The organism is Labilibacter marinus (assembly GCF_001659685.2).
In the GTDB taxonomy this organism is placed as follows: Bacteria; Bacteroidota; Bacteroidia; order Bacteroidales; family Marinilabiliaceae; genus Saccharicrinis; species Saccharicrinis marinus.
Genome location: NZ_LXYE02000040.1, coordinates 20,885 through 38,089, shown reverse-complemented (window position 1 = coordinate 38,089; position 17,205 = coordinate 20,885). Strand labels below are relative to the sequence as shown.

At 34.4% G+C, this 17,205-nt stretch carries 14 protein-coding genes; 9 read left to right on the top strand and 5 right to left on the bottom strand.

All coding sequences use genetic code 11. The annotated features are described in order from the left end of the window. Positions 1 to 18 precede the first annotated feature (18 nt). Complete coding sequence (locus A8L32_RS17070) at positions 19 to 291, bottom strand: DUF4834 family protein (protein WP_066632096.1); 273 nt, start codon at positions 289 to 291, stop codon at positions 19 to 21. 163 nt (positions 292 to 454) lie between these two features. On the opposite strand from A8L32_RS17070, the gene A8L32_RS17065 reads away from it, so the two are divergent. Beyond that, positions 455 to 1,417, top strand: a complete 963-nt coding sequence (locus A8L32_RS17065; RefSeq protein ID WP_066632095.1) for a fibrobacter succinogenes major paralogous domain-containing protein — start codon at positions 455 to 457, stop codon at positions 1,415 to 1,417. A gap of 88 nt (positions 1,418 to 1,505) precedes the next feature. Here the strand turns inward: A8L32_RS17065 and A8L32_RS17060 are convergent, their stop codons facing one another. Next, complete coding sequence (locus tag A8L32_RS17060; RefSeq protein ID WP_066632094.1) at positions 1,506 to 3,110, bottom strand: S41 family peptidase; 1,605 nt, start codon at positions 3,108 to 3,110, stop codon at positions 1,506 to 1,508. 24 nt (positions 3,111 to 3,134) lie between these two features. Next, on the bottom strand, positions 3,135 to 3,575 hold the full coding sequence (locus A8L32_RS17055; RefSeq protein WP_066632093.1) for a deoxycytidylate deaminase: 441 nt from the start codon (positions 3,573 to 3,575) through the stop codon (positions 3,135 to 3,137). A 169-nt stretch (positions 3,576 to 3,744) separates the two neighbouring features. Between A8L32_RS17055 and A8L32_RS17050 the strand changes: the two genes are divergently transcribed. The 5 genes from A8L32_RS17050 (at position 3,745) to A8L32_RS17030 (ending at position 10,385) form a co-directional block, all read left to right on the top strand. Continuing rightward, entirely contained in the window at positions 3,745 to 6,558 is a 2,814-nt protein-coding gene (locus A8L32_RS17050; RefSeq protein ID WP_066632091.1) for a SprB repeat-containing protein, read from the top strand. A 211-nt stretch (positions 6,559 to 6,769) separates the two neighbouring features. Continuing rightward, on the top strand, positions 6,770 to 7,477 hold the full coding sequence (gene tsaB / locus A8L32_RS17045) for a tRNA (adenosine(37)-N6)-threonylcarbamoyltransferase complex dimerization subunit type 1 TsaB (protein ID WP_066632085.1): 708 nt from the start codon (positions 6,770 to 6,772) through the stop codon (positions 7,475 to 7,477). Positions 7,478 to 7,527: 50 nt separating this feature from the next. Further along, the gene (locus tag A8L32_RS17040) at positions 7,528 to 8,319 is read left to right on the top strand and encodes a DUF3108 domain-containing protein (RefSeq protein ID WP_066632083.1); all 792 of its coding nucleotides are present in this window, start codon (positions 7,528 to 7,530) and stop codon (positions 8,317 to 8,319) included. A gap of 95 nt (positions 8,320 to 8,414) precedes the next feature. Beyond that, the gene (efp, locus tag A8L32_RS17035) at positions 8,415 to 8,984 is read left to right on the top strand and encodes an elongation factor P (protein ID WP_066632081.1); all 570 of its coding nucleotides are present in this window, start codon (positions 8,415 to 8,417) and stop codon (positions 8,982 to 8,984) included. A 168-nt stretch (positions 8,985 to 9,152) separates the two neighbouring features. Continuing rightward, the gene (locus A8L32_RS17030; protein ID WP_066632075.1) at positions 9,153 to 10,385 is read left to right on the top strand and encodes a PP2C family protein-serine/threonine phosphatase; all 1,233 of its coding nucleotides are present in this window, start codon (positions 9,153 to 9,155) and stop codon (positions 10,383 to 10,385) included. 59 nt (positions 10,386 to 10,444) lie between these two features. Here the strand turns inward: A8L32_RS17030 and A8L32_RS17025 are convergent, their stop codons facing one another. Next, entirely contained in the window at positions 10,445 to 12,952 is a 2,508-nt protein-coding gene (locus A8L32_RS17025) for a YfhO family protein (protein ID WP_066632073.1), read from the bottom strand. Between the two features lie 481 nt (positions 12,953 to 13,433). Between A8L32_RS17025 and A8L32_RS17020 the strand changes: the two genes are divergently transcribed. Both A8L32_RS17020 and A8L32_RS17015 read left to right on the top strand, forming a co-directional pair. Continuing rightward, a complete protein-coding gene (locus A8L32_RS17020) occupies positions 13,434 to 14,978 on the top strand; it encodes a hypothetical protein (protein WP_066632071.1) in 1,545 nt (514 codons plus the stop codon). Positions 14,979 to 15,041: 63 nt separating this feature from the next. Continuing rightward, positions 15,042 to 15,662 (top strand): hypothetical protein, encoded by a 621-nt coding sequence (locus A8L32_RS17015; protein WP_075591068.1) that lies wholly within the window; start codon positions 15,042 to 15,044, stop codon positions 15,660 to 15,662. Positions 15,663 to 15,722: 60 nt separating this feature from the next. Here the strand turns inward: A8L32_RS17015 and A8L32_RS17010 are convergent, their stop codons facing one another. After that, the gene (locus tag A8L32_RS17010; RefSeq protein ID WP_066632069.1) at positions 15,723 to 16,427 is read right to left on the bottom strand and encodes a porin family protein; all 705 of its coding nucleotides are present in this window, start codon (positions 16,425 to 16,427) and stop codon (positions 15,723 to 15,725) included. 151 nt (positions 16,428 to 16,578) lie between these two features. Between A8L32_RS17010 and A8L32_RS17005 the strand changes: the two genes are divergently transcribed. Next, complete coding sequence (locus A8L32_RS17005; RefSeq protein WP_066632068.1) at positions 16,579 to 17,184, top strand: hypothetical protein; 606 nt, start codon at positions 16,579 to 16,581, stop codon at positions 17,182 to 17,184. Positions 17,185 to 17,205 lie beyond the last annotated feature (21 nt).

Sequence of the window (17,205 nt, the reverse complement as noted above, 5' to 3'; positions counted from 1 at the left end):
ACGAAAGTTTAAAAAGTTTTATTTTACTTCTTCGTAATCAACGTAATCGCCCAAGTCAGCGTCGGTTTTTTTGCCTTTTTTAGAAGTTGCTTGAATAGTTACCTTGCCTTCTTCACGTTTTTTCTGCTCTGCAAAGTTTTGTTGCTTCCGCTGCTGGTCTGCCATACGACTTGTCATCTTGTTTAACCCCTTAGCTACAAGATAAGGCATGACATATCTACCAATAAATTTGAAAATATAATAAAAGGCGATTATAAATAATAACGTTCTAACAAATCCGACTAAACCCATAATATTGTTCTTCTGTGTACAAAGATAATGTATAAAATAATATATCCATTTTCGAATAGATCATTTACTATGCCAAACAACTAAATATGTCGAATTGGCATAGTAAGTAATTATTTAATATCATTGCATTTTAAATAAACCTTTATTCATTAATCTTATAACTATGACTAGATTCCGTTCCTCAATCATTGCAACATTTTTATTACTCATTCTATTATCCAGTTGCAATAAAGACACTAATAAACCTTCTGTATTGTTTGAGTCATATCCTGAAATAAACTCTGATATCATTCAAAACGCAGTAATCTATGTTAGTTTAGTATTAAACTTAAAATCCGAAGAAGTAAAATCGGCGTCTCTGTACTTAGATGGAAAATTCGTTGAAGACATGACCACAAGAGCAGTAAGTATAGACGATGATGACTTTGGTACAAGATCCTATTTGACCTGTATTTTAACGACAGAAAGTTTATCATTAGGCAAACATACATTGTTGATTGAAATCAATACCGAAGAAGGTCAATATAAAGAAACGATACCTTTTAATATTATCGAGAATTACATATCCTTTAACCCAAATATTGAATATGGGACCATGAGCGATATTGATGGTAATGAATACAAGACTGTAACTATTGGAGAACAAACTTGGATGGCAGAAGATCTTCGAACGAGTAGATTTAAAGATGGGACAGTGATTAATGAAATCAGACCTACTGAAGCAAGCCTTAAATCTGAAAAACCGGTTGATTATATGTCAAATGAATATAGTATTAATGTAGTTAAAAGTTCTCATGGTCTCGCTCCGGAAGGTTGGCATATTCCAAGTATTGAAGAATGGGAAAGCCTTACTCAACAACTTGGAGGAAATAATAATGCAGGCAATAAACTAATGGAAACAGGCGGATTGCATTGGACATTAAACAAAACGGCAACAAACTCTTCTGGCTTTACATCTATTCCGACAGGAGGCATTGGCTACTTTGCAATATATTGGTCATCTAGTGAAGAAAACGAAGCAGCAAAAGCATTCTCTATATTTTATAAGTCTGATATTAAAGTACAAGAAATTCCAGTTGATTTTTATAATCATTCATATAATCAAGTTCGCTGTATTAAAGATTAATAGTTTAAATCAATTATCGTTTTAGATGAAATAAAAAATGGGGAGTCACTTTTTAAGCGGCTCCCCATTTATATGCTGAAATCTTATACTACTCTAATCGAGAGATAGCATCATTTAATACCTCATCAATCTCACCAATGATTGGATAAAAACCTTCGTTGTCAATCACATTTCGGGCTATATAAGCTTTAATTTCTGTATCAATAATTTGCTTAGATAGCTTGTATTCTTTTGTATTTAGCTTAACGCCTTCTTTCGTAGCAAATTTCACAAAATCAGATAAAAGGTTTTGTTGATTTAAATAGTCTTTCACATCCTCTACTTTGGTCAACTTATCCATTTTAGCTCTATTACTATCCGTATATTCTAAGGCATATCTGTATATCAATCCTCTACCTTGAACCTTCATAAAATAATTAGTCAGTTGCGTAGTGTCTCTGGCCACAAAATGGTCTGGCATAATACCTCCGCCACCGTATACCGTTCTTCCCTCTTTTGTTTTGTATACCAATGAATCGTTCATATCAATACTATCTTGCTCAAAGAATTCTCCATGCTCATATCGGGAAACTATATCCTTATAATACTCCTCGGTTCCATTTTCGTATGGTTTTTGAATACATCTACCAGCCGGTGTGTAATACCTTGAAATAGTTAAGCGTAAAGCAGAACCATCTGGTAATGGAATTTGATTTTGCACCAATCCTTTTCCGAAAGAACGTCGACCAACAATAATTCCTCTGTCATTGTCCTGAATAGCTCCTGCAAATATTTCACTAGCCGATGCCGAAAATTCATCAATTAATACAGCCACCTCAGTATCCTGACAAGTACCTTTACCATTGGCATGAACCTCTTGCCTAGGATTAGATTTTCCTTCGGTATAAACAATCATATCGCCAGCCTGTAAAAACTCATTACATAAGTTAATAGCTACATCTAAGTATCCACCTGAGTTTCCTCTAAAATCGATAATTACTTTTTTACAGCTACTGGCTTTCAACTTAGCCAAACCAGTTAAAAACTCGCTATACGTATTAGCTGCAAATCTATTCACCTTAATATAGCCAATTTCGTCCGTTATCATATACGAAACATCTACACTATACATCGGAATTTTACCTCGGGTAATATCAAATTGCAAAGGCTCCTCCAAATTACGACGAACCACACCTACTTTTACTTCAGTGCCCATTTCGCCTCTAAGCAGTTTTAACACCTTAGAATTCTTAATGCCATTTCCCGCAATTAAAGAATCGTTCACAGTTACAATTCTATCACCTGGCAAAATACCTACTTTTTCCGATGGTCCTCCAGATACAACAGCCACCACCATTACGGTATCTTTATGAATATTAAACTGAACACCAATACCTCCAAATCCACTGGATAATTCCTCATTTACATTTTGTAAATCCTTGGCAGGAATGTAAACTGTATGCGGATCTAGCTTTTTTAACAACTCAGGAATCATTTCTTCCTGAAGCTTTTCGGTATCTACCGTATCTACATATTCCTCATCAATTAAATTAAGGATAGATTCTATTTTATTGGTTTGAGGGTAAATAACCAATGGGTTTTTGTTACCTAGTTTACCTGGTAAAACCACATATCCTATAAAAATTCCAATCACCAATATTAACGCCAGTAATATGGGTTGAAATATCTGTTTTTTTGTATTGTTATAACTCATAATTCTATTTTTGCTCTTTATAGCCTACATCTCAATATGTATGGTTTTGATATTCGCTCTCTTTAATAAATTAATACCATCTTCTATTCGGTATTTCTGATTATACACAACACGCACAATCCCTGCCTGTACAATTAGCTTGGCACACTCAATACAAGGCGAGCAAGTTACATACAAGGTAGCACCTTCTGAACTATTGTTTGAACGAGCTACCTTAGTTATTGCATTTGCTTCTGCATGTAAAACATAAGGTTTTGTCAGATTGTTTTCATCTTCGCAATTATTCTCAAAACCCGATGGTGTTCCGTTATAACCATCACTAATAATCATTTTCTCTTTAACTAGCAATGCCCCAACCTGCCTTCGATGACAATAAGAATTCTCGGCCCAAACATGCGCCATCTTTAAATATCGTTTATCCAACAAAAGTTGTTTTTCTTCCATTGGTAAGTCTTTTTCGCTCATTTAATTGTTTTAAAATAAAACCAGAAGCACAAAAATAACAAAATATAAATGCGACTTATCCTTTGATAAATAAAATAGCATCTTTGATATTCGCGCTTATTTTTATGACAAAAGAAACTTTTACATACACAAACCGTAGAAAAGTCTACACAAACAAAACAACACACACATGTTAAGTCATAAATTTATTCCTAATTATTGGAAGTTTTTGCTTGTATTATCATTTATAATAAGCTTGAATTTTCCTTTCCATCTTCACGCTGGTAATCATAAAGAATGTATCAATTGTTTCAGCACAGAGGTGATAGAGTATACCGTAGATGACGACTGCATCAACATCCAACTTAAAATAACAAGTTCTACAGAATGCAAGTTTGCTCTTTCTCATTATTCAGTTGAAATTCCTTGCGGCGAGGTTAGCAACATAACAAACTCGGAAGGCTGGAAAATAGAATCCCCTTCCAAAGATCCTACTACTGGAATTAATGGCTTTAAAATTGACGACATTCAAGGGTTTGGGGAAGATAAAAAACAAGCTTCATTTACAATATCCTATACCATTTGTGCAAACTCCGATTGTATTAATTTAATGACGGAAGGTTTTAAAGTAGCCTACAAAGCGGGTACCTGTGTATTTTATGAAGATATAGAATTATCACAAAAATTATCAGCCCATTTAATTGCAAATCATGTTTCCTGTTTTGGAGGAAATAATGGAAACCTTTCTGTTGAAGTAAAGGATGGTATCCCTCCGTACGCATACCAATGGAGTAACGGCAACACTAACGGTAGCATTTCTAATTTAAAGGCTGGCACCTATTTCGTATTAGTTACTGATGCATCTGGCAACTCTGTTGAACTTGAAGCCACCTTGATACAGCCAGAAGCATCCTTATCGGTCGAAGCATCTATAACTCCTCCTTCTTGCAATAATAACAATGGATCACTTAGCTTAAATGTAACAGGTGGCACAGCGCCATACCAGTATTATTGGAACAATGGTAAAACTTCAAATACACTTGAAAACATTTATGGCGGAAGTTATACCCTACAAATAATAGATGCTAATGGTTGCAGCCTTCGTAAAACGTTTGAAGTAAATGAAGAAACGGATTTTAAGGCTACCTTAAAACCAAATTTCCTAGAATGCTATCAGGAAGGTGAAGGAACCGTAGAAAGCATTGTAACGGGTGGTGAAGAGCCATATTCTTATGTATGGTCAACACAAGATACTACAACAAACTTGTCTCAATTAAATTCAGGAAGATATAGTCTAAGCGTTACCGATGCTAACGGATGCACAGCTGAAGCATCTACCTATATTGGCATTAAAAAGATGATGCTAAGTACTTCGGTCTTAAATCCAACTTGCTTTGGCGAAACTGATGGCGAGGTTGGCATAGCGGATGTTACTTATGGCAATGAACCATACACGTATTTATGGAATACAGGTGATACAATTCAGAAGTTAACAGATGTTTCAAGCGGTAGTTATCGAGTTACGGTTACCGATATTTATGGTTGCTCAGCATCCAGAACTATTAATCTTGCGGGTAGGCCAGAAATTAACATCAACCATTCTATACTAAGAAGCAATTGTAGTGTAGAAAATACTTCTGCAGAAATTGATTTAACCATCAACGGTGGAACACCAAATTACAAGGTATATTTGAATGGAGAAATTGTAATTTTACCCTTGACAGTAACAGCAATTGGAGATTATACTTTCACTGTTATAGATGCCTTAGGTTGTGAAAAAACGCATACAGTCTCCATTAATAATGTTGTTTCAAATATTTCAGTAATCGCCAATGTAGCACAACCAGCATGCGGTGGAGAAAAAACGGGTTCTGTCCAATTAATCAGCTCTGGAGGAGAAGAACCGTATCGATATATATGGAATGATGGCGCTACTATGCAGAATAGAGATCATCTATCTTCTGGAAGTTATACTGCGGAAGTTATAGATAATAATGGATGTACAAACAGTATCGAAATTGTTATTGATTCCATTAGCATAGTTCAAGCGAAAATCACAGACATACCTAACTTCTCTTGTGAAACGGAAAATAATTCAATCGAAGCCATCTCTACAGGTTCTTCATCTTACAATTGGGAAATCCTGAATAATGATTCATATATCATCAACTCAGAATCTATTAATATGATGATTTTTGATGCAGGAATTGGTGAAGCACAAGTGATATATTCTGTATTTAATGATGAAGGATGTTTTGATGCCGACACTATTACCATAAATTGCGATAACAGTGATAACGGAGAAAATGAAACCCCTATTGATTCCATTCCTGAATATAACGACGACTGTTTTATTTCCAGCATAGAAAAAATCCAACACTTAAACGATAATTGCTATTTATTTGAAATGCGGGTTCATACAAACGGAGAATGTGCCCATGAATTATCGCATTTAACAATTGGGCTTAATAATGGATGGGTTGTTTCAGCTGAGAACTCAGAGAATTGGAAAATGGAATCAAATCTCACTGACCCTAAAACAGGTATATATGGTTTGAAAGTTGATGACATTTCAGGCTTTGGACAAAATGGAAGTGATAACTTCAAGGTAACTTTTGAAGTATGTTTCAGTAATCCTGATGGTAATAATTACTTTCCAGATCATATTATAGTGGCATATAAAGCTGCTAACAATTTTACTACACAAACTATCAACTTAGTAAATGAGGTACCATCTGAAAAAGGAATATCAGCACAAATTTATCCAAACCCATTTGTAACGGAAGGCTTACTTGATGTAATGGTAGAAAAAGATACGTATGCAGATATTTTTGTATACGATATATATGGCAATAAAGTACAAACATTGTATAACGGAACCTTAAAGTCAGCTATTAATTACACTTTTAAGATTACAGGAGGTACAAGTCACGAAAATATCTTTTTCTATAAAATTCTTACCCCAAATAAGGTTCTTCATGGAAAGGTACTTAAAGCCAATTAGCACATTTTAATGTTAATAAAAGTTAAGTATGTAACTATAACATTATTAAAGGCGTATCATCAGGCAAAAAGAGAGTAAGTTTTTTTTCATAAATTAGGGTTTAGGTTAAGTAAAAAAGAGTCATCCAGTCGGAATGACTCTTTTTTGTTTTGCAGCAAAGATGTAATTGCAGCCAAAAATGTTATTTTTGCATACTTAAAAGCATTAATTTATGGCGTTGATTCTATCACTTGAGACATCTACAAAGGTATGTTCGGTTTGCTTATCAAAGGACAATACAATAATTGCAAAAAAGGAATTGTTTGAAGCAAATTCCCATGCAACTCACCTTACAATTTTTATTCAGGAGTTATTTAATGAACTAGAAGATATTTCTATTCAGGATATTGATGCAGTAGCAGTAAGTAGTGGCCCGGGTTCATACACTGGTTTACGCATTGGTGTTTCTGTGGCAAAAGGAATTTGCTATGCCTTATCTAAGCCATTAATTGCCATCACTTCATTAGAAAGCTTGGCTCAATCAGTAATTAATCATCCTGAATTGGAAGGTAAAGTTGATGAAAACACAATGTTTTGTCCGATGATTGATGCCCGCAGAATGGAAGTATATACTGTACTTTTTGATGCCAGCATGAAAATGAAAGATAAAATTAGTGCCGAAATAATTGAAGAAGATAGTTATCAAGATGAACTGAAAGAAAGCTCCATTGTTTTCTTGGGTGATGGAGCTGAAAAATGTAAAGAAACCATCAAAAGCAGCAACGCTATTTTCTTGGACGGTCAAGCTCCGCTGGCACGTAACATGGTAAATATTGCACATGCTAAGTTTGAACTGCAAGATTTTGTTGATGTGGCTTATTTTGAACCTTTTTACTTGAAAGACTTTGTAGCCACGACACCTAAAAAGAAGATATTCTAATTTGGTCTGAAAATTGTTTTACCAATAGTTAAATCCTAAAATCATTAACTATGTATAAACTACTCGCTTCAGTATTATTAAGTATTTTTATTCTGTGTGCCCAAAATACGTTTGCGTCAGAACGAGATTTGAACGGTAATATAGCCTACCAACCAGGAGAAAAACTTACCTATTCATTAAAATATGGTTTTGTTAAAGGCGGCTATATCTCTTTTAGTGTTAAAGATACTTTATGGAATGGATATAATACCCATGAGCTAGAGTTATTTGCAAAAACCTCGGGCATGATTGACGCAGTTTTTAAAGTAAGAGATAAATACCTCAGCTTTATCAACCCCGATTCTGACCAGCCATTAAAATCGGTTAGAGATATCCGCGAAGGTAAATACAAATATTATAACGAAGTAACTTATAATTACGATTCGTTATATCAGGATTCTATTAAAATTCAGAGCAAAAAATCAGGCGAAGTAAGGGTGCCTCCTAACATTCATGATATTGTTTCTGCTTTTTATTTTGCGCGTAGATATAGGTTTAACGATAGTATGAAGAAAGGTGAAATACTAGAATTTACGACTTATTTTGATGATGAGATATTTCCCTTAAAAATTAAATATATGGGCAACCAAACCATCAGCACTAATTTTGGAAGAACGGAATGCTATCTCTTTCATCCTGTTACAGAAGTAGGACGAGCCTTTGAAACTGAAGAAGATATGAAAATTTGGGTAACGCGCGACAAAAACCACATTCCTATAAAAGCCAAGGTTAATCTTAAGGTAGGATCCTTTAGCTGCGAACTCATAGAACACAAAGGATTAAAAAATGCTTTTGGCAAATAGGCATAGATTAATCGCAATAAATATTAGCAATTTAAAGGATTTGGTATATTTTTGCACCACGATATTGTATTTACAAAGAATTAATTTATAACACTATGGCAACTACAGCTGATATTAGAAACGGGATGTGCATCGAATTTAAAAATGATTTGTTTGCAATTGTGCAGTTTCAGCATGTAAAACCGGGTAAAGGCCCAGCTTTTGTTCGTACTAAACTTAAAAGTATCTCAACAGGAAAAGTTATTGACAACACTTTTTCAGCTGGACATAAAATTAATGAGCAAAGAGTTGAAAGACGTTCTTATCAATACTTATATAAGGATGATATGGGTTATGTTTTCATGAATAATGAATCATACGAGCAAGTATCTATCGAAGAAAAGATTATTGAAAATCATGATTTATTAAAAGATGGCTTGGCGTGTGAAATAATATATCATGCAGACACAGAAACTCCATTATCGGTTGAGCTTCCTATGTATATTGAGTTTGAAGTAACTTATACTGAGCCAGGTGTACGTGGAGACACTTCATCTACTAACTCATTAAAACCAGCTACTATTGATACAGGTTCACAAATTATGGTTCCTTTATTCGTAAATACCGAAGACTGGATTAAAGTTGATACACGCGACCGTTCATATGTTGAACGTGTAAAAAAATAAGCAGCATGCACATAAAAGCCTTGTTACCGCAAGGCTTTTTTTTATTAAATATAGTTGACGCTATTTAATTATAAAAAGCACAAAGAGTCATAAATAAGAGATTCACCTTCACTAGCTCAAAAAAAATTAATAACTTAACGCCTCGTATAAGAATACTCTAAATAATTTATGGTAACCCAACTTCAGAAAAAAAGACTTCGATTATTTAAAGACAGATTAAATATACTTCTTGATATTGCTCAAACAATTAATGAGGATCATAGTATTGACGATTTGCTCTCTGAATTTGAAATACTTTTACGTGAAGAATTAGAAGTAGGCAAAATTTTGGTTTTTACCAATGCGGATGACGTTTGGAAAAACCTGCTTAACTCTGGTGTTACCAAAGCAGAAGTAGGTGACATTGATGTTGAACGCGATTTGATTCAATATCAAAATATTGAAAACATTACTATTTCTCACCCGCCTCAACTAAAAGGATTTGATGCCGTTATTCCATTATTTCATAGATATAAAGCGATAGGCTTTGTACTAATTGGAGATGTGGATGAAGAACATACGGGCATTAGTCCTACCATAAAGCATTTAAAGCTCATTCAAATTATCTCTAACCTTATTATTGTATTTATTGAGAATAAGAGAATGCAGAATGCCTTGCTTGAGCAAGAGATTATGCGTAAGGAGATGGAGCTTGCTTCAAGGATTCAGACAAAACTGGTTCCTGCTGATAACCATTTACCCGTTAGTAACAAATACAATATCCATACTTTTTATCATCCTCAATTTGAAGTTGGAGGTGATTATTACGATTTCATTCGTCTCTCAAAAAGCGTATTAGGTTTTTGCATTGCCGATGTATCTGGAAAAGGAATATCTGCTGCCATGTTAATGTCTAACTTTCAAGCGGTATTTCGCACATTATATACGCCTAATATCAACTTAAAAAAGTTAGCACATCAACTGAACAAAAAGGTAAACCAGAGCGCCAATAACGAGAAATTTATCACCATGTTTTTGGGCAAATACAATACCATCACGCGTAAGCTTACTTATATTAACGCGGGGCATTTACCTCCGATACTTTTCGATCCTAAGAAAAAGACGCTAAATAACCTTGATAAGGGTTGCATTGGTTTAGGTATGCTTGATGATATACCAGCCATTGAATTAGGTAAGATCAGAGTGCCTCGTAATGCAAAATTTTTAGCCTTTACAGATGGTTTAGTTGAACTTGAAAATGGCGATCAAATTGAATCGGGCATGGAACCGATTGAAGAAATTATCTCAAATGAAGAGAGTATTGAGAGTAACATGACTGCCTTAAAAGAACTTATTAAAGACCAATTAGAAACAGGCTCTGTATTTGATGATATTACTATTACAGGTATCGAATTCAAATAATCTGCAGCAAAAAAAAAGGGAGCATTAAGCTCCCTCATCTATCGTTTTATTTCTCAACTCTATTTCTTTCTGTAAGCTTTAAATGCCACTAGTGCAATTAATGCTAATATGATCAGTGAGCTTATTAGCGATATCATTTGACCAATAGCAAAAGACTTTGGTTCAAACTTAAACTCTAACTTGTGTTTACCCGCTTTAAGCATGACTGCTCTTAAAACATAGTTGGCTCTTTTAATATCTACTTCTTCTCCATCGATAAATGCTTTCCAACCTTTAGGATAATACACTTGTGAAAATACCGCTAACTGATCCTGAGGCACATTATAATCATACGTTAAATAATTAGGCTCATAGGTATTTAGAGTCAGTGTTCCAGATACTGAATCCACCTTATAATTAACCAGGTCTTTGAATTCCTCAATATTAACAACTGCTTGTTCTCTCAAAGGTACATAATCCAAGGCCTCAATAGCTCCAATAGGTGCTTCAACGGGGTAAACTCCTTTTACAAACCAAGCATCACCTAAAGCGTTATAATTAACGATTGGATCTGCATTAGGACTATACACCAAGAACTTGGCATTAAGCATGTTTAGTACATGCATATCTTGTAATTCTCCTTGAATTTCTTGAGCTGTCCCTTGCTTCTGCAATATAGAAACAATACTCTGCCAATCATTCATCATATATCGCTCAATCAAATCCTGATATCTACGCAATTTGGCTCCGTGATAACCTCCTATAGACTCATGATGATAAGATGTAACAACTTCCTTAAATGGATCGCGATAAACTGTAAATACTCTATCTCCATCTTTCTTTTGTAGATTGATAGCATCATCCGATTTAGAAGGGTTAAACTCCTGCCCTACTTTTCTTTTACTTTGAAAATGATCGTTATTTAAGTAACGCTTATCAACACTCCAATGATCTACTAAAATCAATAAACCTAGCCCCCAAATTAAATATTTACCCGGAAGTTTATTAGTCACATAAAACCAAACAGAACCAGAGGCGATTAAAATAAAAGCAAAAGACCTAAAAGCATCTCCAGTTAATAAGCTTGCACGTGCAACTTTTAAGTTACGTAAAATACCGTCGAAATAAGTTCCAACCTGACTAGCTTGTGCTGCATTCTGCTGCATTACCTGTTGTTTTTGCTGAACTATTGCAGTCAACTCAGTATCACTTATAAAAGTGAAAAATGCATTAGGAAAAAGGTAAAACAAAATACTGACCCCTCCTGTTAAGCCAAAAGCTGCAAAAAACTTCCAATTGGCTTCTCTTACTAATTGAGGATTATTAAATATTTCTCTTAAACCTAAAAACCCTAGAGTAGGTATAGTTAAGGAAGCAATTACCGTAGCCATTTCTACCGTCCTAAATTTGTTGTATAATGGAAAATTATAGAACATAAAGTCGGTGAATGCAGGAAAGTGTCTACCCCAAGCTAAAAAGATGGAGAAAATAGTAGCAGCCACTAACCACCATTTATCTGGGCCACGATAAAAGAACATACCCAGCATAAATAAAAAACAAACAACCGCCCCTGCATAAACAGGCCCAGAAGTAAATGGGCGTCCTCCCCAATATTGACTCTGACCGCCAACGGTTTCTTTAAATTGACTCTCAACCTTACTCAATGCTGATTTATTATTCGCAATAGGCTCCGATGCTCCTCCAACAACATTGGGCACCATAAAGGTCCATGTTCCTTGACGCTCTAAACTCCAAGCATGCGCATAACCTTTATCTAAACCACTGTGCTCTTTCTCTCCTTCCTTTACAATTTCTGATTTACCACGAATACTTAACTTCCCGTATTCATAGGTGGTCCATAAATTGGTTATATTCGGAAGTATAGCTAAAAGACCTGCTACCACAAGCACTGCTGAAGCTTTTGCAAAATGATTAAAAGTTTTGTGAACTAAAGCATATATTAACCTAAAGATCACTAATATCATAATCATTAAGGCCAAATAATAAGTAACCTGTATATGATTGTATGCTATTTGCAAACCCAATCCAATGGTGGTAATTAATCCACCTACCCACATATTTCTATTGTAAGTAAATATGATACCCGCTATTACAGGAGCCATTAAAGCAATGGTGTAGGCTTGGGTAATATGACCAGCCACAATTATGATAAGATTATAGGACCCAAAACCAAAAGCAAGGGCACCAACAAGACTAAAGCGCCAGTCCATTTTAAGACTGATCATAAATACAAAGAAACCCAGTAAATACAGAAACAAAATAGCTACCGTATGATATGGCATACCTAATCGACTAACTCTATTTAAATACCAAAATAGGTTTTTAGAACTATCTCCTTTTATTTGGTAGGCTGGCATTCCACTGAATGCACTATTGCTCCACTGTGCTGTTTCTCCAGTTTCTTTTTGATACTCTTTCAGCTGTTGAGCCATTCCTATAGCATGACTATCGTCACCCTGAAGTAGTGTTTTATTTTTTAGTACAGGACTAAAGTAAGTGAAACTTAAAACTATAAATAGTAATACAGTTCCGATGTAGGGTAAGGATGATTTTAATTTATCAATCATTTGTATACGTTTTTTAGCAGCCTAAAAATAGATAAAAAGGGTATACCGTGCAACGGCTTTTTTAAAGTGATTTTCTTACACAAAAATAACACTTAGTTAATGTATGTTAATTTGACAAACGAAGCATTTTATGGCACGAACATTGCTTTATTTCATACCGAGAGCAATTAAGTTTTTCATAGATTAGGTTAGGGTTTAAGTTTAATAATCGAGGTGTCTTTCGATGCCTCGATTATTTTTTCAGAACCGCAAGAACACAGACAAAGAGTAAGTTTTTTTTCATAGATTAGGGTTTAAGTTTAAAAAAGAGCATTTCAACGGAAGTGCTCTTTTTTTATGCGCATAATTGAAGAACCCTTTTTCATTACAAATATTTTATTTGACGTTTCAAAAATTGCTATAGTTACTTACTTATTGTTAATTTGCTAATGGTAAAACCCATTTAAAATTACATTGTCAATCATGGTCAGTTTTTGGTTTTATGAGAAAACACAAACTCTATTATATATATAACATTGGATTATTGCTCGCAGTGCAGGTTACATTCCCCTTTAACCTTTCCGCGCAGTCCAATAATCACTGGTCGCGCAATTTTAATGAAGAATCATCTCTATTATCAGGAGCTGTTGTTGGAGGTGGAGCAGGACCTGCAGCAATCTTTTACAATCCAGCAACAATTTCAGAAATTAAAGAATCTAAATTCTCTTTAAACGTTAGTCTTTTTGCCTTTGAATTTTTAAAAGCGAATAATGCATGGGGAGATGGAATCGATTTAAAATATAACAGAGGAGTGGTTGTTCCTCGCTTTTTATCGTATATGCTGAAGCCTAAAAGGCTTGAGAAATGGAGCTTTGAAGTAGCTTTTTTAAATAATTCTGATTATAGCGTTCAGGATACCAAATCATTTAGTCAGCAAATTGATGTTTTAAATAGATACCCAGGCGAAGAGCGCTACGATGCCTATTATAAATATTTAAATAAATATAGGGATAATTGGATTGGCATTGGTGGCTCCGTGCAGGTAGCTGATCACCTCTATCTGGGAACTAGTATGTTTGTTTCTTATATATCTAAGGAATATATTTACGATGTTGAAACGGAAGCGGTTCCGGATTTAGAGATACCTGATCAATATAGCTTCAATCGAAGCATTGCGCATTCATCTGAGCATGAATTTGTGAAATTTTACGATTATCGACTTCTATTTAAAGTAGGATTACTTTATAAAAAAGAAAGATTAAGCCTTGGTTTAAACATCACAACTCCATCCATTGGCCAAATATATTCTAACGGTAAAGAAGTATTTAGAAAAAGAAGCCAAGGTAATATTGCCAACCCTACTAATGACGAACTACTGCCAGATATATTAATTTCAAGCTATAAAGAGAAAAATGAGGTTATGGTAAATGCCAAAAGCACCTTTTCGATAGCTACAGGTTTAACCTATACCAATTCTAACGAAAATAAAACGTTATTTTTAACAGGAGAATACTTTGCTGGTATTGATCCATACAGAATGGTTGAAGCCAAAGGGAACAGGATTTCTGCCGACAACGAAGTTTCGGATATTATCAATTTAAACGAGTGGCTTACATTTGTATCTGGTGCTAAACCTGTTTTTAATTTCGCAACTGGGTACAAATGGTTGGTGAAAGAAAATTTGATGATTTTAACAGGTTTTAGAACTGATTTTAATTATTCCTTAAATGAAAGTCAAATGCCTTCAAGCTTAAATTCTTTTAAGCAATTAAATCTAAATAAATATCATGTTACCAGTGGATTAAACCTTCGCATTATGGGACAAGATTTAATTGCCGGATTCCAGTACACTTATGGGGTAGAAAATAACAAAAAACAATTTGCTAATTTTTCTCATCCTAATGAATTTAATTCAATTGACAATTCAGCTTTGCAAGGTATCCGACAGCATATCATGAACAGTCGCCTCAGCACTATAACAATATATTTTGGAGCCACAATTAACATCAACCAAAGAAGAACAAAGCAAAGCTCAAATAGTAATTAACAAGCTATTTATATAAATTGCACAATAATATATTTTATAACCTACTTATTTAAAACTAATAAAATGAAAATGCGGATACTATTTGCACTTACTGCAGCTTTAATAATGACTTCTTGTGTTTCTACTATGAATTACACTTGGCAGAAAGAAGGTTTTGAAGGAAAAAATTTTAAAAAGATATTAGTTGTTGCTACAAGTAAAAACCTTGAAAGCAGAACAACTTTGGAGAATACTGTGGTTGGCTGGCTGGCTAAAGAAGGTATAAATGCTGAAAATAGCCTGAGCTTATTTCCTCCTTTTGTTGACATTAAAGAATTAGATGAAAAGACAATTGAATCGAAAATTAAAGCTGGTGGTTACGATGCTGTATTAGTTTCTTCATTGATAGATGTAAACGAACAAGATGTGTATGAGCAAGGTTCAAATTACTACCCTATGCATTACGGATATCGTCGTTATATTTATAACGGATATGGATATGCCTATAGTCCTGGATATTATCGCCAGCAAAAAACTTATGTGGTTGAATCTCGTTTGTTTGATACTGCAAAAGAAAATGCAAAAGAAGCAATTGTATGGTCAGGTCAATCCTCATTAACCGATCCTTCGTCATATGAGTCTGGAGCTAAACAATACGCAAGCACTCTGGTTAAGACATTACTAAAATCAAATACAATAAAATAGATATCGGTATTTATTGAAATATCGTATCACACTCACATTAGCCTTTAGTAGAACACTCTATTAAAGGCTTTTTTCTTTCTTTGATTTATTAGCACCAACAGGAATATTGATTTTAACATTAATGGAATTATTCAAGGTGCCTGATCTATCCTTATAAACGTCTACAAATCCTTGGTAATACCTAACACCAATGGTCATTCCTGTGTTTTCTTTTAGTTTATACCCAAAGCCACCAGACATTCCTGCATCAATTCGGCGTAGCATGGATGAGTTATCTTGTCTTATCCTAATTTCTTGACCATTCGTATCTGAATTAAACTCAACTAAACCTCCATGTACAAGGCCAAACTGCGGTCCAGCCTCAATATATAATCGATTTTTGAATTTATACTTAGCCAAAACAGGAACCATAAACTTATTAATCACTTGTTTGTATTCTCCATCTTCAGGTTGTTGTTCTATACCTAAAAAATCCAAGTCTTCAGGCTCCAATTTATCGAAGCCAACATTAGATTTAACCAATACGCCAGTATATAAATATATTTGATCCTTTAATTTAATATCAAAATAAAAACCAATGTTAAGATTTCTGACCAGTGCATTAGATTCCATACCAGAAATCCCCGACCAATTAAGCCCACCCTCCAATCCAAACTCCAAACCATCTGAATTTAACTTGTCGCCAAGCAATAATGATATTAACACCTGCGAGTGTGAACTAGCTGCTATTAACACGAACGCTATACTTAACAAAACCTTCTTCATAGTATTTTTTACATTTATGGCTTAATTCCACACCAAAATAAACAATATTATTTATCATCTATTAAAAAAGTAACCAAATAAACAATACAGCATAAGTAGTGTTAGCTCTTTACTTATTATCTTTGAAGAATACTTAAACAAAACAACTAATATGAAGAAATTATCACTTATAGCACTTTTTTTTGTAGCCTGCTCAAGCATTATGGCTCAAAGTGTTGAATTCACCCCAATATATGGATACACTTTTAGTGGTACAGTATACGATTACTATGGCACTTTTGATGTTAAAGACGATGTTACTTTTGGGGGGTTATTAAATGTAGAAATCGACCAAGGATTATATGTTGAATTATCATACCAAAGAATAAATCCAACTTTAATTGAAGAGAGACCACTTGTTAACTTAAAACATGACATAGGCATTGAACACTATCAAATTGGTGCGCAAAAAGAATTTAAACAAGGCCAAGTAAAACCTTTTGCGGAACTCCTTTTAGGTACATCTCGTTATTTCCCAAGATCTGGCAATAATAAAGATGTTTGGAGATTCTCAGGTACACTGGGGCTAGGTGCAAAGGTATTTTTTAACGACTACTTAGGAATAAGACTTCATACCAGGCTGGCTTTGCCCATGGAGTTTGGTGGAGCTGGTATCTTCTGTGGAATTGGAGGCGGATGTTCAGGAGGCGTATCTTTTAATGTACCTCTTGCTCACTGGGAACTTGGTGGAGGACTTATCATTCGTTTACCTAATTAAGGTCTTATTAACTGAATTATA